Origin of the sequence: Algoriphagus ratkowskyi (assembly GCF_002150505.1) — a bacterium.
Lineage (GTDB): Bacteria > Bacteroidota > Bacteroidia > Cytophagales > Cyclobacteriaceae > Algoriphagus > Algoriphagus ratkowskyi.
In genome coordinates, this window is record NZ_MSSV01000001.1 from 357686 (window position 1) to 379317 (window position 21632).

Sequence of the window (21632 nt, forward strand, 5' to 3'; positions counted from 1 at the left end):
TTAGGCCCCTTTTTTGTTTTTCTTTCCCGATTCCTCTACTACTTGTATTACAGTAGGGACATAGTTAGTTTTTGTAAAAATCAGATTATTTTCCCAATCAACTAATATTTTTTCATAAGCCAAAGGAATAACGACTTCCCCTGATTCGGTAATCACACCAGTAAGGCCATCTTTTTGAGCGATAATAAAATCCTTTCTTTCTCTACGAAGCTTTTCAAATACTGCAGGGATAACTTCACTACCCTCACTATTAAGAAGACCGGTTTTGCCTGATTTCTCGATCATGAAATATCCGTCAGTTGTTCTGAAGACATTGTCAAATCCTTCTGTGTTTATAGAACTTCCAGCTTTGTTTAATAAATAGAACTTTCCAGAGCTTCTAGCGATCGCAATTCCTTTATCAAAAGGTTTGATTTCGTCCCAGCTGGCAGTCCCGATTGCTTCTCCAGATGTGCTTATTAAACCCCAATTTTGACTGGTTCTGTATGCTGCTATTTTTTCAGAGAATAATGTTGTTTCGGCATATTGAGGTTTTATTATCCAGGTTCCAGCTGAATTCACAAAGCCAAAATTACCTTTTGACTTGGCTGGAAAAAGCGCCTCATTTCCAAACTTGATTTCTTCAACCTCAAGCATTGGTTTCACTAGCCATCCTTTTTTTCCCAACAGACCAATTTTAGCATCACGGTAATGGACGTTGTATAAATCCTTCCCGATTTTATTGACAGAAGTAATTCCCACATCATCCAGCAAAATTCCATCATCTTCCATTACACGCCGGAGTTTACCATGGATATATTCCAGCATGATGTCATTTTCAAAAGTGATCTTATGAAAAGAATTATAGCGGATATTTGATTTGATGTCATTTCCTTCAATCAACACATATTGTTCTTGGTTGAATCCATAATAGAAGTTTCCGTGAGTATGCTGTAGTGCCTCGATGATAGGATCTAGCACATAGTCCCCTTCACGGTTTATCAAACCAAAACCACTTGCCTCCTTTGCCAAAACAAATTCACCTTCATTATCTGAAAGAAAATCGAAGATTTTGTCAGGATTGAAAGATAATGGCAAAGAATACTCATTTCCTCTTCGGATAATGAGTAAACCTGTATTTGTAATCTTTGCTTCTTCAAGCTCTCCCAAATAAGTTGTTTTGTTTTTTCCTCGCTCAAAGAGCCAATATTCTTTTCCTTTGCTTGCCAAAAGCATGTTGAAATAGGTGTCTATTTTCTCGTATTCCAATGGCAAAACCTGTTGGCCGTATTCGTGAAACGCACCGATTCCTGTAGGGCCTTTTACAAGAATCCATGGCGCAAAATATTGGTATATTTCTGTCCCGACTAGTTGAACAGCCGGATTTAAATCATTGGTTAATAAGGAGAGTTGAGTTCCTGTTTTACCTATTCTCACAGTCTCACTGAGAATGTCCACATCATCATAGATCAATCGAGACTGAAGCTGAAGCTTGGTGTCATAAACTTCCCATGATTGCGAATACGCAACCTCAGGGATCAGAAGACTGGAAATTAGGCCTACGAGTAGCGTAAAGTTTTTATACATCTAAATGTTGATTATACTGAATGGTGCTAAAGATAAAATGACCAAAGGTTTGAATCAATCCTTTGGTCATTTTTAGTAGTGTAAAAGTGCTACCTATTCTGCTTTTACTTTTTCTAGATCAAACAGTTCTGAAATTATTTGAATCATTTCCTCTGCTTGATCTCGCTGGCAAGCAGCTCGAAGTTGGACTACCGGTACTTTAAGTACTTTCTGCATCATGCTTTTGGTAATTTTGTCCATCACCGCATATTCCTTTGTGTCAGCATTTTTAGCGAATCTTGCCATTTCCTGCTGACGGATTTGTTCTAAGGATTGCTTGAGCTTATTGATAGTCGGTGAAGCAATCATTTCCTTTTTCCAATCGAAAAATTCACTGATACTTTCTTCTATTATTTCTTCCACCCTAGGAACAGACGCGAGCCGCTTCTCTAAGGTTTCTGAAGCTTTGCTTCGAATGTTATCTACATTATAAAGTACCACGCCGGGCACATCTTCTACAGAGGTTTCAATACTTCTCGGAACTGACAGATCTACAAGCAATTTATAACTGTTGATCTGGAATTTTTTGACCAATTCCTTAGTAATAAACGGCTCAGAGCGCTGAATGGAACAAACAATTACATCTGCTTCTTCCATCGCTTCAAAGCAATTTTCAAAAGGGATCACCTCGAAGCCCATAACGGCTGCAATAGGTTCTGCTTTTGATTGAGTTCGATTTGTGATTTTGACTTTTGCAGTAGGGAGGTGTACCATATTTTTGGCCACATCTTCACCTATTTCTCCAACTCCAATAAGCAAAATTCTAGGCTCATAGGTATTAGATGTCAGACTTTCAATTAATTCAATTGCTGCATATGACAAAGATGCCGCTCCATCTCTAAAGGCTGTTTCTTGTACGATTCGCTTGTTGGTAAAAAAAACGGTGTGCATCAAGCGATGCAGGAATGGACCAGTCATATTCAGATCAGCAGAAGTCTGATAGGCTCTTTTTATCTGATTTGAAATTTGAATATCTCCCACTACCTGAGCTTCGAGTCCCATTGAGACTCTAAATAAATGCCTGATGGCTGATCTATCCTCGTTGAAAATCTCAAAGTACTCTAGGTAATTGACAATGTCAGTCAAGCCTTTTTCAAGACCAATTAACTTAATTATCTCGGTACTAATATCTTTACCGTGAGCATAATAAACTTCAGTCCTGTTGCAGGTTGAAAGTATCAGAGTATCAGTCAAGCTAAAAAAGTCCTTTATTTTCAGCAAAATTCCATGTACAGCTTGCTCATCCAGAGAAATGATTTCCCGGATTTGAACAGGTGCATTTTTATGTGATAAACTGAGTGCTCGGAATTTAACTGGCATCGTATAGAGGCTTGGACTGCAAATTTAACAGACAAAGACAAGGAAGTGTCTATTTCACCAAGGTATGTTTTAATTTGGAATGTATCTAAACAACCGTTCGTGTTAATCATGCAATTTAGTGACTATTGATTTATTAATCTAATACTATTAACTTATACCATATTGGTAGAATCTATCATCTTTTTTAAGGTCCTATGAAAGCTAGATTTTTTTATTGGCTGAAAGTTTATTTGGGATTCTCACGGAAGGAATCAAAAGGATTCGTGTTGCTTATACCTGTACTGATAGCTCTGCTTATTTCTATTGGTGTATTTAAACAGATAAGAAGAGTGAATGCACAGAATTTTCACATTCAATACGAAGCAACTTTAGACAGCCTTCAAGCTTCAGGAATTCTAATAGTCAATTCTCCTTTTCCAGTTTTTAATCCTCAAGATACTGTTGTTAGAAAGTCAAGTTCCAAGCAGTTAGAAAGCCTAAATCGAATTCCATTTGCAGAAGCAGATTCCATCGTCTTACAAATAGTGCCAGGAATAGGTCAAAGTACAGCTAGTAGAGTCGTGAAGTTTAGAGAATCTATTGGTGGCCTTCATAGCAAAAATCAACTTACAGAGGTCTATGGTTTGAAACCGGAAACGATCGATGCAATATGGGAGTATTTCGATTTTACCCCTGCTATTTTCAAAAAGGTAAAAATCAATCAAGTTGAATTGGAAGAATTGGCCAAGCATCCATATTGTAGTTATGCAGAAGCAAAAGTTTTAATTGCGTATAGAAAGCAGCATGGAATATTCCAGTCACCAGATGATTTTTTGAAAATCAGGATATTTAAGCAAGAGTGGATAGACAAAATATCACCCTACCTTGATTTTCAATAGGGAGACGATTCACTTTTCCAAAACGAGCTATTTTCCGCATCTTTGAACCATGGATTCAAAGATGGAACAAATCCAATTACCTCACTTAAATCTTCCTCATTTCGAACCACAGCTCTTAGAGAAGGAAGGCAAGTTCTGGATTTTCGATGCACTTCGCAAAAAACAACTGGTCTTGACACCTGAAGAATGGGTTCGGCAGCATTGGATCAATTTCTTGGTCACTCGGCTTAAATACTCAAAAGGACTTTTAGCTATGGAAAAAGGGTTGATGTATAACAAATTACTCAAGCGAACTGATTTGGTGGTCTGGAATAAAAGTGGGAATCCTTACTTGTTGATCGAATGTAAAGCGCCTAAAGTGAAGCTTACTCAAAAAACGATTGAACAGGCGTGCATGTATCACAAGGAATTGAAAACGCCTTTTCTGATCATTAGCAATGGTTTACAGCATATATGTTTGAGCTACGATGTGCCAACTGAGAAGTTTACTCAAGAGAATAATTTCCCATTACCGCCAGTTTAATTCGTATGTTGTGAATTTACAGGTTAAGAGCCATTTGAATTCAACCTTATTAAATATGTCAAAATCATCATCCATCCACCCCTGTGATCTTTGTGCTAGTCGTAAATTCTCTATGTTTTCTGAACTTACGGAAGACCAAGCATGCAATATTTCGGATAATAAGAACATGATTTCCCATCGGAAGGGGCAGATTCTTTATTATGAAGGAGCAAAGCCACTGGGAGTTTTTTGTTTGAATTCTGGGGTAGTAAAAGTATTTAAAACTGCATCAAACGGTAAGGAGCAAATCATCAATCTAGCCAATGAAGGTGGGCTTTTAGGCTATTCAGCATTGCTAGGAGAGGAGAATTACACCAATTCTGCCATGGTGATCGAAGACGCTAAAATCTGTTTTATTCCTAAGGAATCATTTATTAAAACATTAGTAAGTAGCGGTCCCTTTTTTAGAAAACTAACTAAAGCACTTAGTCATGAAATCGGTGTGATGGAAGAAAAGTTGGTGGATGCTTCGCAAAAAAGTATTCGTGAACGATTGGCTTTACTTCTTTTACAACTTGCCAATACCTATGGATTAGACGGCGGAGGGCATCAGCAGATTGATTTGGTGCTTAGTCGTGAGGAAATTGCAAGTTTGATCGGCACGGCAACAGAATCTGTAATTCGTCTCCTCTCGGAATTCAAAAAGGATAAATTAATTGACTTAAAAGGTAAGAAAATAGTGGTTTTGAATAGAGATGGATTGGTGAAGCTATCCGATTTCTACGCTTAACTTGAACATCCTGATCATTATTTGAGTTGAAAGGATATGAAGTTATTATATGCCAAAAATTTTTTCTCAGTAGCGATTTTGCTAGTGTTTTTCCATGTTTCTTCCAGTCTAACTGCTCAATCAATTGCCTATAAGGCGTTACTTTCCACACTTTACGATTCTGATTTTCCAGTTTTGAAACCAGATCAATTGTCTGATTTAAGCAAGTATCAGGTATTGGACACCCGTGAGAAAGTCGAGTTTGATGTTAGTCACCTGAAAGGCGCTGAATGGGTCGGTTACGATACTTTTAATCTAGAAAATGTTGAAGCTTTAGATAAAAACAAACCTGTTTTGGTGTATTGCACAGTAGGCGCGAGATCTCAGAATATCGGTAAAAAACTTATAGAAGCAGGATTCACCCAAGTTTATAACTTATATGGCGGCTTGATCGAATGGTCAAATAAGGAAAAGCCAATTTTTCAAGGTGATTCACCTACCAAGAAAGTTCATACCTACACTAAGTCTTGGGGTATTTGGTTGACCAAAGGGGAAAAAGTTTATTAATAATATCTTTTGGTCTTCTTTCCGACCAATTCTTGATTCTATACATCCTTATTTTGGATAGGATCGTAAATCAATCCTAAATATACCTCATGAAAAATATAAAACTGTACTTACTCGTTTTCCTAAGTGTCACATTTTTAAGTTGTAGAAGTTCAGTGCCAGGAATGGCAGATACTTCTCCGCCAAGTCATAAAGCTTGGAATGAGTTGCTCAAAGCTAACGTGAGCGCTGATGGGAAAGTCAATTACAAAGGCTTTATAAAAGACAAAGCAAAGCTTGAAACCTACCTGAAAAGCATCAGTGAGAACGCTCCAGATCGCAAAACTTGGTCTAAGGATGAGCAGCTAGCTTATTGGATTAATGCCTATAATGCCTTTACGGTAAAACTGATTACTGATAATTATCCTGTTAAAAGTATCAAAGATCTCGGGCCAAAATTGAAAATTCCTATGATCAAGGATGTGTGGCATTATAAATTCTTCAAGATTGCCGGCCAAGAGTCAAGCTTGGATGAAATTGAACATTCGATTTTGAGAAAAGAATTCGAAGAACCTAGAATCCACTTTGCGGTTAACTGTGCTTCAATTTCTTGTCCACCATTGCTAAATGAAGCTTTCGAAGCGAAGACAATTGATGAACAATTGGATAAAGTTGCTAAAAACTTTATCAATTCGTCAAGAAATAAAATTACCCCTGATGCTATTCAGATCTCTTCAATATTTTCTTGGTTCAAAGGAGATTTCACTAAAAAAGGTAGCTTGACTGAATTTTTGAATAAATACAGCAAAGTCAAAATCAAGCCAAATGCTAAAATTTCTTACTTGGATTATGATTGGAATTTGAACGAATAGAACTGAGTTTTAGGTAAATTTCAATTTCTGTCTTATTTAACCCACCCCAATGAGTTCAAACCGCCATGTAGTCGTCATCGGCAACGGAATAGCAGGAATAACTTGTGCACGTCAGCTTCGAAAACTCGATGGGTCGGTTAGAATTACTGTGATTTCTGGTGAGTCAAAATACTTTTTCTCCAGAACAGCCCTGATGTATGTGTTTATGGGACATATGAAATTTGAGCATACACAGCCATATGAGAATTGGTTTTGGGAGAAAAATAAAATAGAACTCAAAGAGGCCTGGGTCAAATCAATTGATTTTACTGGGAAGAACCTCTCTTTCCAAATTGGAGAAAGCATGCCTTATGATGAATTGGTCATTGCGACAGGTTCAAAACCGAATAAGTTTGGCTGGCCAGGAGAAGATCTGCAAGGAGTTCAAGGCTTGTATTCCAAGCAAGACTTGGAGCTGATGGAAGAAAACACCAAATCTAGAGTACAGCGCGCTGTGATCGTAGGTGGAGGTTTGATTGGAATTGAGATGGCTGAAATGCTAGCATACAAGAAAATCCCAGTGACCTTTCTTGTTCGTGAAGAAAGCTTTTGGAATAATATTTTGCCGAAGGAAGAATCCGAATTAGTCAGTCGTCACATGAGAGAGCATCACATTGATTTGAGACTAAATGAAGAATTGAAAGAGATAATCTCCGATTCAAGAGGCAAGGTAAAAGCAATCAAGACAATGTCTGGAGAGGAAATCACCTGTCAATTTGTAGGGTTGACGGCAGGGGTTACTCCAAGCATTGATTTTCTCCGAAATACTGAATTGGAAGTTAAGCGAGGCGTGAAAGTTGATTTCGGCTTCCAGACGAATATCCCACATGTGTATGCTATCGGCGATTGTGCTGAGTTTCATGAAGCTCCAGCTGCAGATCGAAGACCTGTAGAGCAAGTTTGGTACACTGGAAGGATGCATGGAGAAACTTTAGGATATATCCTCGCGGGTAAAGAACTTAGTTACAAACCTGGGATTTGGTTTAATTCTGCCAAATTCCTTGATATAGAATATCAAACTTACGGAACGGTCCCAGCGAAATGGGATGCTGACCAAATAAAGTCTTTCTATTGGGAACACTTCGGAGGGAAAATTTCTTTCCGAATGTTAATGGATTTGGAAGGAAGAATTTTGGGAGTAAACAATTTTGGGTTTCGTCTGAGGCATGAGTTTTTCGATCAGGCGATCCGAGAGAAGTGGGCTGGAGAGAAAGTAGTTTCCAAACTTGATAAGGCAAATTTTGACCCCGAGTTTTTCGCGCCTTATTACATAGAAATTCAAAAGGCTTTTAAAGCTCAATTCGGTGGAGATGTTACCATTTCTAAGAAAACATTTATCCAGAAACTTTTCGGAGCAAGCGTATGAAATCGAACATGATAATAATGTCAAATAAAGGAATGATTAATAACCATGTGAGATTCCCCCGAAACGAGTTCGGGACAGGCAATGTGTCCTATAAAAATTAAATTATAATCACATGAAAATTATTCAAAGTATAGGTATTTTGCTCTTTTTGGTAGGCTTGGCTGTTTTTACAGTAATGCCTTTTTTAGGCAATTATACACTTACAAAAGAAGTGGTTTTGTCCAGTACAAAGGATATTCATCAAGAGAAAATGGTTAATATTCTCGAGCCTATGTATGGTGAAACTTACTCTTCCAATTTCTCTTTTCTTTCTACGTACAAAGAATATTTTAATGAATATAATGAACATCTAAAAGCAGAATCCAAGTGGGATGATGTGATCTGGGATGATTATAGTCTTTCGCTCGCGCAAAGTTCTCTCAATAGTCCAGTCCGGGATAGTCCATGGCTATTCTTTGGCCTCTCCATAGGTTTGGCAGTCTTGGGAGGATTGATGTACAATCTTCCAAAGTATCGAGGCGAACCAGAAGGAATAAAAAACAACGGGATTTTTCATTCTGCTATGAAAAACCGTGGCTGGATGGGAATGATTACAGGAGCATATTTAATTCTTTTCTACATTATTTTGTATTGGTTTCCAGCCTATATCGTCAATCAAATATGGATGGTAACGCCGCTCAGTATGCTTCTGAGTGGTAATCCAGCTAGTCAGTGGTTTCTCTACGGTACGCTTTACACACTTGCAATCACAGTGATGGGCGTGCGGATGTTTAGAAAATATAGAGGAAATAAATATCAACAACTTCGCACAGCGTCGGTGATGTTTTTCCAGACGGCTTTTGCATTCCTGATTCCAGAAATTTTGGTTTTGCTTAATCAGCCTTATTTTGATTTCAAAAACATCTGGCCACTTGATTACGATTTCTTCTATGATTATCAAATCGATACCTTTTTGAGTTCGGGTGGAGTAGGGATGTTTATGTTGATTTGGGGGATTTTACTTATAGTGATTGGAGTTCCTGCTTTCACTTATTTCTTTGGAAAAAGGTGGTATTGTTCGTGGGTATGCGGCTGTGGTGGTTTAGCAGAGACTTTGGGAGATCCTTATCGGCAGCTTTCTGATAAGTCAGTTAAGGCTTGGAAATATGAGCGAGTGATAATTCATAGCGTCCTGGTTTTGGCGGTGGTGATGACAGCTTTGACCATTGTCAATTACTTTTCTGGTTTTGCACTTTTGGGGAATGTCACGAACCAATTGCATTCAATTTATGGTTTTGCGATTGGTTCGGTATTCGCAGGCGTGATCGGAACAGGATTTTATCCGTTCATGGGCAACCGTGTTTGGTGTAGATTTGGTTGTCCTTTGGCTGCTTATTTAGGCTTAGTTCAGCGATTCAAATCCAGATTCAGGATCACCACCAACGGCGGTCAGTGTATCTCTTGCGGCAACTGTTCAACTCATTGTGAAATGGGAATCGACGTTCGTTGGTATGCGCAACGAGGACAGGAAATTGTTCGATCCAGCTGTGTAGGGTGCGGAGTTTGCTCATCTGTGTGCCCTCGAGGAGTACTGAAATTAGAAAATGGGTCAACTGAAAATCGAATCAACGAAATGCCAATTATTATTGGAAATGATTCCATCAAGATAAATGCTTAAATGATTCTCTTATATATTTTGATTGGGATTTATGCCCTGGGAATGCTGTTTATTTTCATATACAGCCTCGCTCAAGGGCATTTGCTTTTGAGGTTTCTTCGTGCCAAAAAGTCGCTCAATCTAGTGCCTCATGCTACTCCTGAGGTGTGGCCAAAAGTTACTGTTCAGCTTCCTGTCTATAATGAGTTGTATGTGGTGGAACGTTTACTTTCGTCAGTAGCCAAAATGAATTACCCTTCGCATTTATTGGAAATACAAGTCTTGGATGATAGTACTGATCAGACCGCTGAATTGATTCAGAAAAAAATAGCGGAATTCCCTGAAGTTAACTTCCAATACATTCATCGTATTGTACGGTCAGGATTTAAAGCGGGAGCTCTGAAAGAAGGTTTGGTGAAAGCTTCTGGTGAGTTTATTGCAATTTTCGATGCGGATTTTGTCCCTGATCCTGATTTTTTGCTTAAAACACTTCCTTATTTCTCTTCGGAGAAAGTCGGGATGGTTCAAACGCGTTGGACTCATTTGAATAAGAATTATTCTCTTCTGACTCGTTTGCAGGCTTTCGCATTAGATGCTCATTTTCTAATTGAGCAGATTGGTAGAAATAGTCAGCATGCATTTATCAATTTTAATGGAACGGGCGGAATATGGAGGAAATCATGCATTATCGATGCTGGAGACTGGCAGGATGATACCTTGACAGAGGATTTGGACTTGAGTTATCGAGCTCAGCGTAAAGGATGGGAGTTTATCTACCGACCAGAAATTAAATCTCCTGCAGAGCTTCCACCGATCATGTCAGCTGTGAAGTCTCAGCAATTTCGATGGACCAAAGGCGGTGCTGAATGTGCTAGCAAACATGCCATGGCAGTATTAAGTGAAGATTTTCCAATTTCCACTAAAATCCACGCAATGGCACATCTATTCAATAGTAGTATTTTTATCGCTGTTCTATTAGTCAGTTTAAGTAGCATAGGAGTATGGTGGGCTGGAATAGAAGGGATGATTTCAGCGAATTTATTTAGGGTCGCGGGTCTTTTCATGATTGGCTTTGTGATCATTGCAGGGGTTTATTTGGTTTCCTATTTCTACGAAAAGCGAAATGTTTGGAGGAGTTTGCTTCAGGCACTCTACATGTTGCCTTTATTCCTTTCGGTATCTATGGGATTGGCTTTGCATAATGCACAGGCAGTTTGGGAAGGTCTTTCGGGAAAAAAATCTCCGTTTATACGAACACCAAAGTTTAACCTTGAAGGTGGTGTAGGATTGAAAACCAATTCTTATATCAAGTTTAAAATCCCTGCAACCACTTGGATGGAAGGAGTCTTGATGCTGGTTTTTTCAGGCATGGTGGGTCTTCATATTTATTGGGGCACATTTGAGATGCTGCCTTTTCACCTGATGCTAGCTGTCGGCTACGGCCTAGTATTCTTTTCCTCATTCAAAGCCTACAGTTTAGGTAAGTAACTCCATGCATACTCCACCCATCGTCGATGTAATCATTCCCGCTTACAATGAGGAAAAATCCATTCCAAAGGTAATTGGAGACGTTCCGTCACTTGTCAGAAATATTGTAATTGCGAATAACAACTCCACAGACAACACTGGAATTGTAGCAGAAGCAGCTGGTGCAAAAGTTGTTTTTGAACCACAGAAAGGCTACGGAAAAGCCTGCTTGACAGCCATGGATTGGATCAAAAATCAGCAAGTTCAGCCTGATATTGTGGTTTTTTTGGATGGAGATTATAGTGATTACCCAGAAGATTTACTGGATTTGATTCAGCCGATTTTGGATGGAAGATCTGATATGGTAATTGGATCAAGAGCTTTGGGAGAAAGAGAAGCTGGCTCCATGACGCTACCTCAGGTGTTCGGGAATTGGTTGGCTACGACGATGATGAAGTATATGCAAGGTGCCAAATTCTCAGATTTAGGCCCTTTTCGTGCGATTGTTTGGTCGAAGTTGCTTGAATTGAATATGATCGATCAGAACTTTGGCTGGACTATAGAGATGCAGATCAAAGCTCATAAAGCTGGACTTAGATATACGGAAGTGCCTGTAAACTATCGCAAGCGAATAGGAGTATCCAAAGTCAGCGGAACGGTGAAGGGAGTATTTGGAGCTGGGTATAAGATTATCTACACGATTTTTAGATATTGGTGATTATGAGTAGCTAGAAGTAAGACATTAGTATTAAGATTCTTACAACTTGCTTGATTTTAGTAATTTTACCCTTATGAAAAATTTATTCATTCTTGGATTGGTTATAATTATCATGTCCTCCTGTGATTCTACAGGCAGGAAAGCGATAGTTGAGAAGCAATTCGCTTCGCATTGGTATCAGGACAGAGCTGAGATCAATGTTTTTGACCTGAAACAAATGCGCTATGGAGAAGTGCGAGAAGGGAACGCTGTGATGATTTTCGTGACGGAAGATATTTCCAAACGAAAGCAAGTGAAACTTGATGATCCCGCTGGATCAGGCAAGGATGCGATGAAGGTGATGAAGCTGAACATGACTCGTGAATTCGTCACTGGAATTTATCCCTATAATACTATGCTATCGGTTTTTACGCCCGTTTATGATGATCTGAATTCTCCAAAAATTACAGCCTCCATGACCGAATGGTGTGGTCAGTCTTTTGCGCAGCTTAACTGGAAAAATAATAAGTACCAAGCCAATATATACTCCTATTTTGAGGCTGAAGGGGACCAGGACTTTTCTATAGCTGCAATGTCTGAGGATGAGATCTTCAACTTGATTAGATTAAATCCTGATTTGGTGCCTACGGGAAACAAGAAATTAATTCCAAGTTTAATTTTCAATCGATTTACGCACATTCCTCTTGAGGCAGAAAGTGTAGTGATTTCCAAACGAAAAGCAGGGGCTAATCAAGCAGAAATTGAGGTAATCTACGAGGAGATAGGAAGGAAATTTTTGGTGAGATACATGGATTCTTTTCCCTATGAAATTATGTCTTGGCAAGAAACACAGACTACCAAAGAAGGCAAAGAAGAAGTGACTTCTGCTGTAAGAAAAAGTGTTCAGATGATTGATTATTGGAAGAAAAATGGACTTCAGCATGAGCCGCTTCGCAAAAGCCTAGGACTTTGAGTCAGAAGCTCAAGCAGCTTTTAATCCCGTTTATTTGGCTGCTGATGGGAGTTGGCTTTTTTTCATTGGCATACATAATTCCCCGAGAAGCCTTTTGGCTTAACTTCCTTATATATTCCTCTTTATTTGCTGGGATGCTCGGCGTTTATTTTTTGAGAAATCAGATTTATTGGAAATGGATTTTCATTGGAGGCTTACTTCTTCGTTTATCTCTTTTGACAGCTATTCCAAGCTGGTCGGATGATTATCCGCGCTTCCTTTGGGATGGGGAAATAGTGAAAATGAGCCAAAATCCCTATTTGGAAACTCCAGAAGATTGGCTTCAAAATCATCCAGAACGCACAAGTCTTTATTTGGAGAATCTATTTGAGCTGATGAATTCACCCGCATACTTCTCGGTTTATCCCCCTTTGAATCAAGCGATATTCTATGTCGCTGCTTTGGGTGCAGATCTTGACACAAAGAGCGGAATACTGATACTGCGAGCTATACTGATTCTTGGAGAAATAGGCGTTTTCTTTATTTTACTGAAGCTCTTCGAGCATTTTCAGCTTTCCTCAAAGAAGCTCATTCTGTATTGGTTGAATCCACTGGTGATCATGGAGATCACAGGGAATCTGCATTTTGAGGGTTTGGTTTTACTTCTTTTGCTTGCATCTCTGTTGGCTATTGTTAAGCAAAAGGATGGGTTTTCGGGAGCTTTTTGGGGATTGTCTATTGGTATGAAATTGCTGCCTCTGATGCTGATTCCCACTTTCTTTTCTTTTCATAAAACTCGTAAATCTATAGCCTTTTGGATAGGATCTGCTCTAGCTATGATTGTGAGTTTTAGCTGGCTTTTGATCGATGATTCTTGGACTTACTTCTTCCAAAGCTTAACCCTCTATCAAGGGAAGTTTGAGTTTAATGGGTCGATCTATTACCTGCTTCGAGAAGTTGGTTTTTGGATAAAAGGATATAATGTGATCGGTGAAATAACACCGATTTTGAGCGGAATTTCGTTGCTTGGAATTCTCTATTTTTCTTGGAAAAGAAAACCAGAAAATTCGATACAACTTATAGATCTTTGGGTGTTGATTTACCTGTTTTACTTGGTGTTACAGCCTGTCGTTCACCCTTGGTATCTGATTCCAGCATTTGGATTGAGTTTGTTTACTGATAAAAAAGCCTTCCTAATCTGGACATTCGCAGTGATTTTCTCGTACCAAGCCTATAGCAACTCTACTTATCAAGAAAGCCCGGTATTTCTTTTCTTAGAATATTCCATCCTAGCTCTAGGTATTTATTGGGACTATTTTAAAACAACAAAATCACAAATACCTACATGAATTTTAGATTACTTCAAACTTTTGCTTTATCACTTCTCATTTTCGCATGTTCTCCTAGCCCAGAAAAGCAGGCTCAGGAACTCATCGAAAAGTCAGTCGAAGCGCATCAAATTTCTAAGAAATGGGATAAGGTTTCCAACATCAAATTTAAAAAGTGGACACGATTGATGAATGAGAGTGGAGAGATCGAAAGTGAATCTGATCAATGGGTTGAATTTCGTCTGAAGCCTTATTTTGAAGCGAAACTGATCTGGACAAAAGACAGTATTCTTCATGTTGTCAATTTCAATGGAAGTAAGACCAGTTATCAGATGGGCGAAAATTCCATTCAGAATGAAGGTTTTTTGAAAGCTAAACGAACTGAAATTGATGCAGCTTACTTTGCTTTTGCGCAGCCATGGAATCTGATCGATGAGGATGCTAATTTGGCCTATGAAGGCCAAAAGACCTTAGAAGGTGGCAAAACCATTGAATCAATCCGCGTAGATTATGGCCCTGAATCGGATGTGTGGTGGTTTTACTTTGATCCAGTTTCTGCACAAATAGTAGCCAATGAATTACATGCAAAAGACCACAAAAGTTTAATTGAAAACCTCTCTTACGATGAGTCATCAGGTTTGATATTTGCCAAAGAAAGGAAGAGTTATAGGATTGATGAATCTGGAGAAAAGTTATATCTACGTGCAGAATATCTATATTCTGACTATGAAGTAACCTTTGAATAGTATCAACGTGTCCTCAAAAGAGTATTTATTCATTAAAACCAAGTATACATGAGATTACATCATTTATTGTTTCTAGTAGGTCTGTTTTTATTTGCCTCCTGTGATTCGAGAACTGAAGCTGAGAAAATTGTCGATCGAGCAATTGCTGCTCATGGAGGTGATAAATATGAGAATTCAAAAATTGAATTTGACTTTAGAAATATCCATTATACGATCTTCAAAACTGAGAATAACTTTGAATACATTCGAGAATTTTCAGATTCAACAGGCAATGTAGTAGATATGTTAAATAACGAAGGCTTTGTGCGAACAGTAAATGGTGCTAAAATCGATACACTTTCCGAAGAATGGATTGGAAAATATTCTCGTTCGGTAAACTCAGTGGCTTATTTTGCATTTTTACCTTTTGGGCTAAATGATGCTTCAGTATTCAAATCTTCCATGGGAGAAACAGAAATCAATGGCGAAAAATACGATTTGATCAGAGTTACTTTTGCTGAAGAAGGTGGAGGTGACGACTTCGATGACGTGTTTTTATATTGGATAGGTAAGGAGGATTCAATGATCGATTTTATCGCTTATAGCTACCATACGGACGGGGGTGGAGTAAGAATGCGGGAAGTGAGTATGGTAAATGAAGTCGGTGGAATTCGCTTTCAAAACTATTTAAACCTTAAGCCAGCCGATGAAACTATGCCGGTAGAAAAGATGCAGGAGCTTTATGAAGCTGGGGAATTAAGCTTACTTTCAGAGATAAACCTAGAGAATATCAAAGTGGAATCCCTGAATAACTAATACGACATGAATCCAAAACGACTGAAATTTAAGAATAGGGATGGGATTGAATTAGCAGGCCATTTATACTTGCCAGCAAATCAAAAACCACAATTTTACGCGCTTTTTGCACACTGTTTTACTTGCTCAAAGAATTTCTCAGCAGTTACCCGTATCTGCAGTGCTCTTTCTCAAAATGGTATCGCAACTTTAAGCTTCGATTTCACAGGTCTTGGGATGAGCGAGGGTGAGTTTGAGGAGTCAAGCTTCAGCGGAAATATCAGCGATCTCATTGATGCCGCAGATTTCCTAGCTGCGGAATATGATACTCCGAAAATGCTGATTGGCCATTCTCTGGGTGGAGCTGCAGTATTATATGCTGCCATTGATTTGCCAGATGTCAAAGCAGTGGTGACTATAGGTGCCCCAGCGTATCCTGGACATGTTCAAAAACTCTTTACTGAAAGTATTGAAGAAATTGAGGAAAATGGAAAAGCTAAAGTATCAATTGGTGGAAGGCCATTTACCATTAGTAAGAGTTTTGTGGATGATCTGAAGCAGAAGCCGTTGGATACATTTTTGAAAAAGCTAAGAAAATCATTATTAGTGATGCATTCTCCGCAGGATGAAATCGTGGATGTGTCCAACGCCGCTGAGATTTACAATGCGGCTCTTCATCCTAAAAGTTTTATTTCTTTAGATGGCGCTACCCATTTGGTTTCTGATGCTAAAGACAGCGAATATATTGCAGAGGTTGTCGGGAGTTGGTCTAGACGATACGTGCTTGTGGAGGAAGAGAAAAAGGAGAATGATACCCGAGGAAATCAGGTTTTTGTACGCCTTTCCGGAGAAAAATATACCACAGAAGTGATGACTCCTAATCATCATATAATTGCTGATGAACCTACTGAGGTAGGAGGGGCGGACTTGGGACCAAATCCTTATGATTTATTGATGGCATCTTTGGGAAGTTGCACAGCGATGACTTTGAAGATGTATGCGGAGCGCAAGAAGTGGCCGCTGGAGCAAGTATCAGTTTTTCTCAACCATGAAAAAGTGCACCTAGCTGACAGTGAAAATCCAGAGGATAAAGCTTCAAAAGTAAGCCAGTTTACCCGAATCATAGAGATAGAAGGTGATTTGGATAAAGAACAAAGACAACGGTTGCTTGAGATCTCCAACAGATGCCCTGTTCATAAGACACTTCAAGAGGAAATCGTCATCCAGACTATGCTAGCAAAATGAAGAAGATCTGGTCAAGGAGTTATTTGCTGAGTTCAGTGCTAGTAATCCTAACATTGAGCTTGTGGGCAGTATTTCCTTTGCAACCAGATCTAGTGAAAGCAAAAGAAAAATGGAAAGGTGTATGCTGGGTAGGGAGTAGATCTCCGCTTTTAGGACAAGAATTAGAAGCCTTGAAAGCCACGGGAGCAGATGCGCTTTCTCAGACTCCTTTTGGCTGGCAAAGTGATAAGAATTCTCCTGAACTATGCTGGAACAGAGGGGATGACATGAAATGGTGGGGAGAATCTTCTCAAGGTATTAAGGCAACGTTTGATTCTTCGGCAAGGCATGGAATCATGAATATGTTAAAGCCACATATTTGGCTACGAGGAAGCTGGCCAGGAGAAATAGAAATGAGGTCTGAAAAGGATTGGGAACTTTGGTTCGAATATTATCGAGGATTTATTCTGGACTATGCTGTGATGGCTGAAGAACATCAGATCCCTATGCTTTGCGTTGGCACTGAACTCGAATTGACTACTAAAAGAGAGTCCGACTGGCGAAAAGTGATCGCTGCCGTTCGGGAAGTCTATTCGGGAAAAATTATTTATGCTGCAAATTTCACTGAGTTTGAGCATGTCAAGTTTTGGGATGCACTGGATTACATCGGGATACAAGCTTATTTTCCGCTTACTACCAAAGAAAATCCTAACCTGTCAGATCTGAAATCTGGTTGGAAGAAGAATATGCCTAGAATAGAAAAGGTAGTTCGAACATATCAAAAACCAGTAATGTTCACAGAAATTGGCTATGTCAATACGGTAGATGCTGCAGTAGAGCCTTGGGTTTGGCCAAGTGAACGGAGGGAGACAAAATTATCAGAGGATATGCAAGCCCTTTGTTATGAAGCATTTTTTGAAACTGCTTGGAAGGAGTCTTGGATGGCTGGTGTTTTCTTTTGGAAATGGTATCCTGATGGGAAGCATAGAGATCCGGATTTTACTCCTCAAGGGAAAAAGGCTGAGCAGGTGATGCAGAAATATTTTTCAATGGACTGAATTGTAAAACCAAGAATCCATACCTTAAGAGTATTAAAATCAAAATATTACATCTTCAAAACTCCACATTATAGAATATTTGTTGGTTAAGTGGAGTAATGTAATACGCTAGTTTGATTCGATACTTATTATTTAAGCTATGAAAACGATTCGAATTTTTATTGCTTCTTCAAGTGAGCTGAAAGAAGATAGAGAGAAGTTTAAGCTTTTTATTGGTTTGGAAAATGACCGATTGGTAAACAAAGGAATCTACCTGAAATTAGAACAATGGGAATATTTCAAGGATTCGATTTCAAGTACACGTCTACAGGATGAATACAATGAAGCAATTAGGAAAAGTGATATGGTTATCTGCCTTTTCTACACCAAAGTAGGAAAATACACAGCAGAAGAATTTTATACTGCATACGAGATTTTCAAAGCTCAAGGTAAACCACGCATCTGGACATATTTCAAGAATGCTGATATAAAAATGGCCTCCATAGTAAAGGAAGACATGATTTCATTATTTGCTTTGAAAGAAAAATTCGGAGAACTCGGCCATTTCTATACTGAATATACTTCCATTGATGACCTGCTAGTTAAATATGGAAGGCAGTTAAATATGATTTTGCCTGAATATGAAACAAGTTCCGATGCTGAGTTTGTCGGCAAATCAAAAGAAGATCACAGTAAACAACAGACAGATGAAATTGAGAATACTTTCAATGACGAGCTAACGCCCAGGTTACTTGTGGCGATAAGTAATTTTAACAAGAAAGCAGCTGGATTTTTGGAAGCCAATAGTGATTGGAAAGAAAATGAAGCGTTGGTAAAAACGGCTAAGCGAATTATTATCAGTGAGTACGTTGGGGTCATCGGTAGTCAGATTCGCAAACTGATGTCGATTGGTGCAGAGGACTTTTCAGAAAGCAAGATGTTGAGGTACTTGGAGAATTGTCAAATCACTGCGATAAGGGGATTGCAGCTCGTATGCTATGCATTGATTTCCACGCTTTGGGATCATCAGCTAGCTAAAAAAATCGAATTTTCCTCCTCCCAAAATGATGTGTTAATTAAGTTTTTCAGGAATGCTGCTGAGGAAGATATTCTTGGATTTACAGAATTACTCAAGCATTTATTAGAAATTTTTTCAATCAGAAAATTGGAGTTTCTCATTTCTGAATCGTCTGAATTACTTCCAAAGCTCCAAGAGGGAAGTGGCTTTCTCTCAGCTTGCACACAGCTGAATGACTTATCACAGTTGTTGAAATCTGCTACTTTTCAACTCAATGATTGCCTAGCCGCTGAGAGAAATGTGGCAACTGTATTAGAAAGTTTAAGTTTCTTGGCACAGTACCGGATGATTTCCATCAACGAGATAGATTATAATCAGCAGCGAAATGATGAGGAAGGTTTGTACCTGCACAACTACACTTTGCTAATAGGGGAAAGCTTGGCCAACGATGACAGCCAAAGCAATGTGCGACGTGAATCCTCACCGGTGATTTCCCATGCGGTAATTATCTTCAAGGATAACTATAGAAAAAATATAAATCTAGATCCCTTTATCATTGACTTTAATGGCCTTAAGCTAGTAGGTGGGTCGAAGATTTGTTTTTATTCTCATGCTGATACATATGATGACCTCAATCTGAACTATCGTTTTATAGAAGATAATAGTAAGGAATTCATTAGAAAATCTACAAATCCCAAGCCGAACGATTCTAGTTTAAATGTCCTCAATTCATGGCTTTCCAAAAAGACTAACCGGATAGACATGAATTTCGACAAGGTTTATAGTTTGTTTTTCGAAGCTAAAAAAACCTTGACTGGAATTGAAGAAGAGTCCATCGAAGACATGTTTTGATTTTCTCAATCTACAAAAGCGATAACTCATGAAAAAGTACCCTTTTAAATTTCTTGACTCCTATCAAAGAGAAGATCGAGGTGTGTTTTTTGGGAGAGATGAGGAGATCAATGCCTTGTACGAAATGGTGTTTCAATCTTCGGTAGTATTGGTCTATGGCGCTTCAGGGACAGGAAAAACCAGTTTGATAAATTGCGGACTTGCAGGTAAATTTCAGCGGCATGATTGGCTGGATTTGATGATCCGAAGAGGGAGTGATATCAACAATTCCTTAGCCACTACCCTGGAGAAAGCTGGCGGTAAGGTTGGTACGGATTACGAGGAGGAAAAGTGGGTAGGCGAATGGGATTTCGATACCGAAGGACCACAATTGACTCCGATAAGTATAGTCATCCGAGCAGTATATCAAAAATCTTTTAGGCCTGTTTACTTGATATTCGACCAGTTTGAAGAACTTTTTATTCTTGGGTCACTTTCAGAGCAAGAGATTTTTCTCGAATCAGTAAGAGGGATTCTTCAGTCTGGTCAGCCAGTGAAGATGATTTTTTCTATACGTGAGGAATACTTGGGCTTTTTAGTAGATTTTGAGCGGGCTATACCACAGTTGCTACGTAAAAAGCTCCGCGTAGAACCTATGAATCTTACGAAAGTGAAGCAAGTGATTATTGGTGCTGCATCAGTAGAATATTCAAATATTTCCATCAAGCAAGGCGAGGAAGATGCGGTGGCAGAAAGTATCTTCCATAAGATCAAAGGAGATAAAAAGTCACTCACGATTCAATTGCCATTTTTACAGGTATTTCTTGATAAGCTATATCTAAACATCACAGGAGATAAAAATAGGGAGACACCTGCTGAGTTTACTCTAGCAAAAGTGAATGAAATGGGCGATATCGGAGATGTATTAAGTGAATTTTTAGAGGAACAGGTTGCTAATATATCTCAGGAACTGCAAGAAAAATTTTCAGAGCTACAACCTGAGCTTACTTGGAAGATGCTTTCGCCATTTGCCACTTTAGAAGGTACCAAAGAGCCAATAAGTAAGAAAGAATTATTCGATCGCTTGCCTGACCTATTCGAAGATATGATCGATAGTGTGCTTGAGGCATTTATTAATTGTAGAATGCTTCGATATAATGAGAATACGGATACGTATGAGATTTCCCATGACTCTTTATCCAAATGCATTGCTCAGAAAAGGAGTGTGGAAGAAACGGCTTTGCTTGAGATCAAACGACTAATCAAGAGTCAGATAAGCGTTAAAGTTGAGGCTAGAGAGTTCTTCTCTGAAAAGCAGTTGCGCTACATTGAACCTTATCTGGATAAGTTCAAACCAAGTGCGGAAGAGATTGCTTGGATTGGTGAAAGTGAAAAATTCATACAAGTACAAAAAGAGATAACAGCAAGGGAAAAGTTAGTAGAAAGAAATAAAAAGAGAAATGAAAGAAGAAGATGGGTAGGGTTAATACTTGGTGTATTGTTGATTAGTGTTGCTTTCGTTCTTTACAAATCAATGGAGTCTAAGCGAAAAGAGATCAGTAGTCTGCAAGGAAAACTTGATGATCAATTAAAGCTTGATCGAACAAATGAATTATTAAAGCTTGTCATGAAAGGGAGAGGGGAGCAATATGAAAATCTAAGCGATTCTGTTCTGAGCCAAATTCTATATAAGGAAAGGACATACCCACTAGACAGTTTAATAGAAATTAAAGCATCAGTAAGCCCGTCTAATGCAGGTGGAGAAAATAAAAATTATTCACTTTGGGTAGATGTTCCTTCTTTCAGAAAAGATGAAATTAAAGAAGTTCAATATAATTTTTGTAGAGGATTTATAGATCGACTTAGAGTCTCAAAAGATGCTACTTCCTCCTTTTCCATTGGTTATCTAGGCTGGGGATTTTGTCCAACTTTGCGAATTGATGTTATTCTTGAAACAGGTGATACGATTCATAGAGATTTTTCATTCGAAAAATACTTTGTAGTAAATCCTCCAATAAGATGAGC

The 21632-nt window shown here is 38.7% G+C and carries 19 protein-coding genes; 17 read left to right on the forward strand and 2 right to left on the reverse strand.

All coding sequences use genetic code 11. The features are described 5' to 3' along the window. Together BVH02_RS01500 and hemA are read right to left on the reverse strand one after the other, a co-directional pair. Positions 1 to 1566, reverse strand: a complete 1566-nt coding sequence (locus tag BVH02_RS01500; RefSeq protein WP_086498037.1) for a WG repeat-containing protein — start codon at positions 1564 to 1566, stop codon at positions 1 to 3. A 93-nt stretch (positions 1567 to 1659) separates the two neighbouring features. Then, on the reverse strand, positions 1660 to 2925 hold the full coding sequence (gene hemA, locus BVH02_RS01505; protein WP_086498039.1) for a glutamyl-tRNA reductase: 1266 nt from the start codon (positions 2923 to 2925) through the stop codon (positions 1660 to 1662). 194 nt (positions 2926 to 3119) lie between these two features. Here hemA and BVH02_RS01510 point away from each other — a divergent pair, with 194 nt between their 5' ends. The 17 genes from BVH02_RS01510 (at position 3120) to BVH02_RS01590 (ending at position 21630) form a co-directional block, all read left to right on the forward strand. Continuing rightward, positions 3120 to 3803, forward strand: a complete 684-nt coding sequence (locus tag BVH02_RS01510) for a ComEA family DNA-binding protein (RefSeq protein WP_086498041.1) — start codon at positions 3120 to 3122, stop codon at positions 3801 to 3803. Between the two features lie 49 nt (positions 3804 to 3852). Then, the gene (locus BVH02_RS01515) at positions 3853 to 4326 is read left to right on the forward strand and encodes a type I restriction enzyme HsdR N-terminal domain-containing protein (RefSeq protein ID WP_086498043.1); all 474 of its coding nucleotides are present in this window, start codon (positions 3853 to 3855) and stop codon (positions 4324 to 4326) included. 55 nt (positions 4327 to 4381) lie between these two features. Further along, positions 4382 to 5095: a Crp/Fnr family transcriptional regulator gene (locus BVH02_RS01520; protein WP_086498045.1), complete on the forward strand. Its 714-nt coding sequence runs from the start codon at positions 4382 to 4384 to the stop codon at positions 5093 to 5095. Between the two features lie 36 nt (positions 5096 to 5131). Then, positions 5132 to 5641 carry a rhodanese-like domain-containing protein gene (locus tag BVH02_RS01525; protein WP_086498048.1) on the forward strand — a complete coding sequence of 170 codons (510 nt, stop codon included), beginning with the start codon at positions 5132 to 5134 and terminating at the stop codon, positions 5639 to 5641. A gap of 89 nt (positions 5642 to 5730) precedes the next feature. After that, positions 5731 to 6492 carry a DUF547 domain-containing protein gene (locus tag BVH02_RS01530; RefSeq protein WP_086498050.1) on the forward strand — a complete coding sequence of 254 codons (762 nt, stop codon included), beginning with the start codon at positions 5731 to 5733 and terminating at the stop codon, positions 6490 to 6492. 49 nt (positions 6493 to 6541) lie between these two features. After that, complete coding sequence (locus tag BVH02_RS01535; protein WP_086498052.1) at positions 6542 to 7897, forward strand: NAD(P)/FAD-dependent oxidoreductase; 1356 nt, start codon at positions 6542 to 6544, stop codon at positions 7895 to 7897. A 112-nt stretch (positions 7898 to 8009) separates the two neighbouring features. Continuing rightward, positions 8010 to 9554: a 4Fe-4S binding protein gene (locus tag BVH02_RS01540; protein ID WP_086498054.1), complete on the forward strand. Its 1545-nt coding sequence runs from the start codon at positions 8010 to 8012 to the stop codon at positions 9552 to 9554. Next, positions 9555 to 11021: a cellulose synthase family protein gene (locus BVH02_RS01545; RefSeq protein ID WP_086498056.1), complete on the forward strand. Its 1467-nt coding sequence runs from the start codon at positions 9555 to 9557 to the stop codon at positions 11019 to 11021. Positions 11022 to 11025: 4 nt separating this feature from the next. Further along, the gene (locus BVH02_RS01550) at positions 11026 to 11718 is read left to right on the forward strand and encodes a glycosyltransferase family 2 protein (RefSeq protein WP_086498059.1); all 693 of its coding nucleotides are present in this window, start codon (positions 11026 to 11028) and stop codon (positions 11716 to 11718) included. Between the two features lie 73 nt (positions 11719 to 11791). Continuing rightward, positions 11792 to 12670 carry a hypothetical protein gene (locus tag BVH02_RS01555; protein WP_086498061.1) on the forward strand — a complete coding sequence of 293 codons (879 nt, stop codon included), beginning with the start codon at positions 11792 to 11794 and terminating at the stop codon, positions 12668 to 12670. Then, positions 12667 to 13998, forward strand: coding sequence for a glycosyltransferase 87 family protein (locus BVH02_RS01560; RefSeq protein WP_143244169.1), 1332 nt, complete (start codon positions 12667 to 12669; stop codon positions 13996 to 13998). The genes BVH02_RS01555 and BVH02_RS01560 overlap by 4 nt, the downstream gene beginning before the upstream one ends. After that, entirely contained in the window at positions 13995 to 14723 is a 729-nt protein-coding gene (locus BVH02_RS01565) for a DUF6503 family protein (RefSeq protein WP_086498065.1), read from the forward strand. The genes BVH02_RS01560 and BVH02_RS01565 overlap by 4 nt, the downstream gene beginning before the upstream one ends. A 48-nt stretch (positions 14724 to 14771) precedes the next feature. Beyond that, complete coding sequence (locus tag BVH02_RS01570) at positions 14772 to 15518, forward strand: DUF6503 family protein (protein WP_086498068.1); 747 nt, start codon at positions 14772 to 14774, stop codon at positions 15516 to 15518. 6 nt (positions 15519 to 15524) lie between these two features. Then, positions 15525 to 16742, forward strand: coding sequence for a bifunctional alpha/beta hydrolase/OsmC family protein (locus tag BVH02_RS01575; RefSeq protein WP_086498071.1), 1218 nt, complete (start codon positions 15525 to 15527; stop codon positions 16740 to 16742). Next, on the forward strand, positions 16739 to 17779 hold the full coding sequence (locus BVH02_RS01580) for a glycoside hydrolase family 113 (RefSeq protein ID WP_223271768.1): 1041 nt from the start codon (positions 16739 to 16741) through the stop codon (positions 17777 to 17779). The genes BVH02_RS01575 and BVH02_RS01580 overlap by 4 nt, the downstream gene beginning before the upstream one ends. Before the next feature lie 139 nt (positions 17780 to 17918). After that, entirely contained in the window at positions 17919 to 19628 is a 1710-nt protein-coding gene (locus BVH02_RS01585) for a hypothetical protein (protein WP_086498074.1), read from the forward strand. 28 nt (positions 19629 to 19656) lie between these two features. After that, positions 19657 to 21630, forward strand: a complete 1974-nt coding sequence (locus BVH02_RS01590) for an ATP-binding protein (RefSeq protein ID WP_086498077.1) — start codon at positions 19657 to 19659, stop codon at positions 21628 to 21630. Positions 21631 to 21632: the final 2 nt, after the last annotated feature.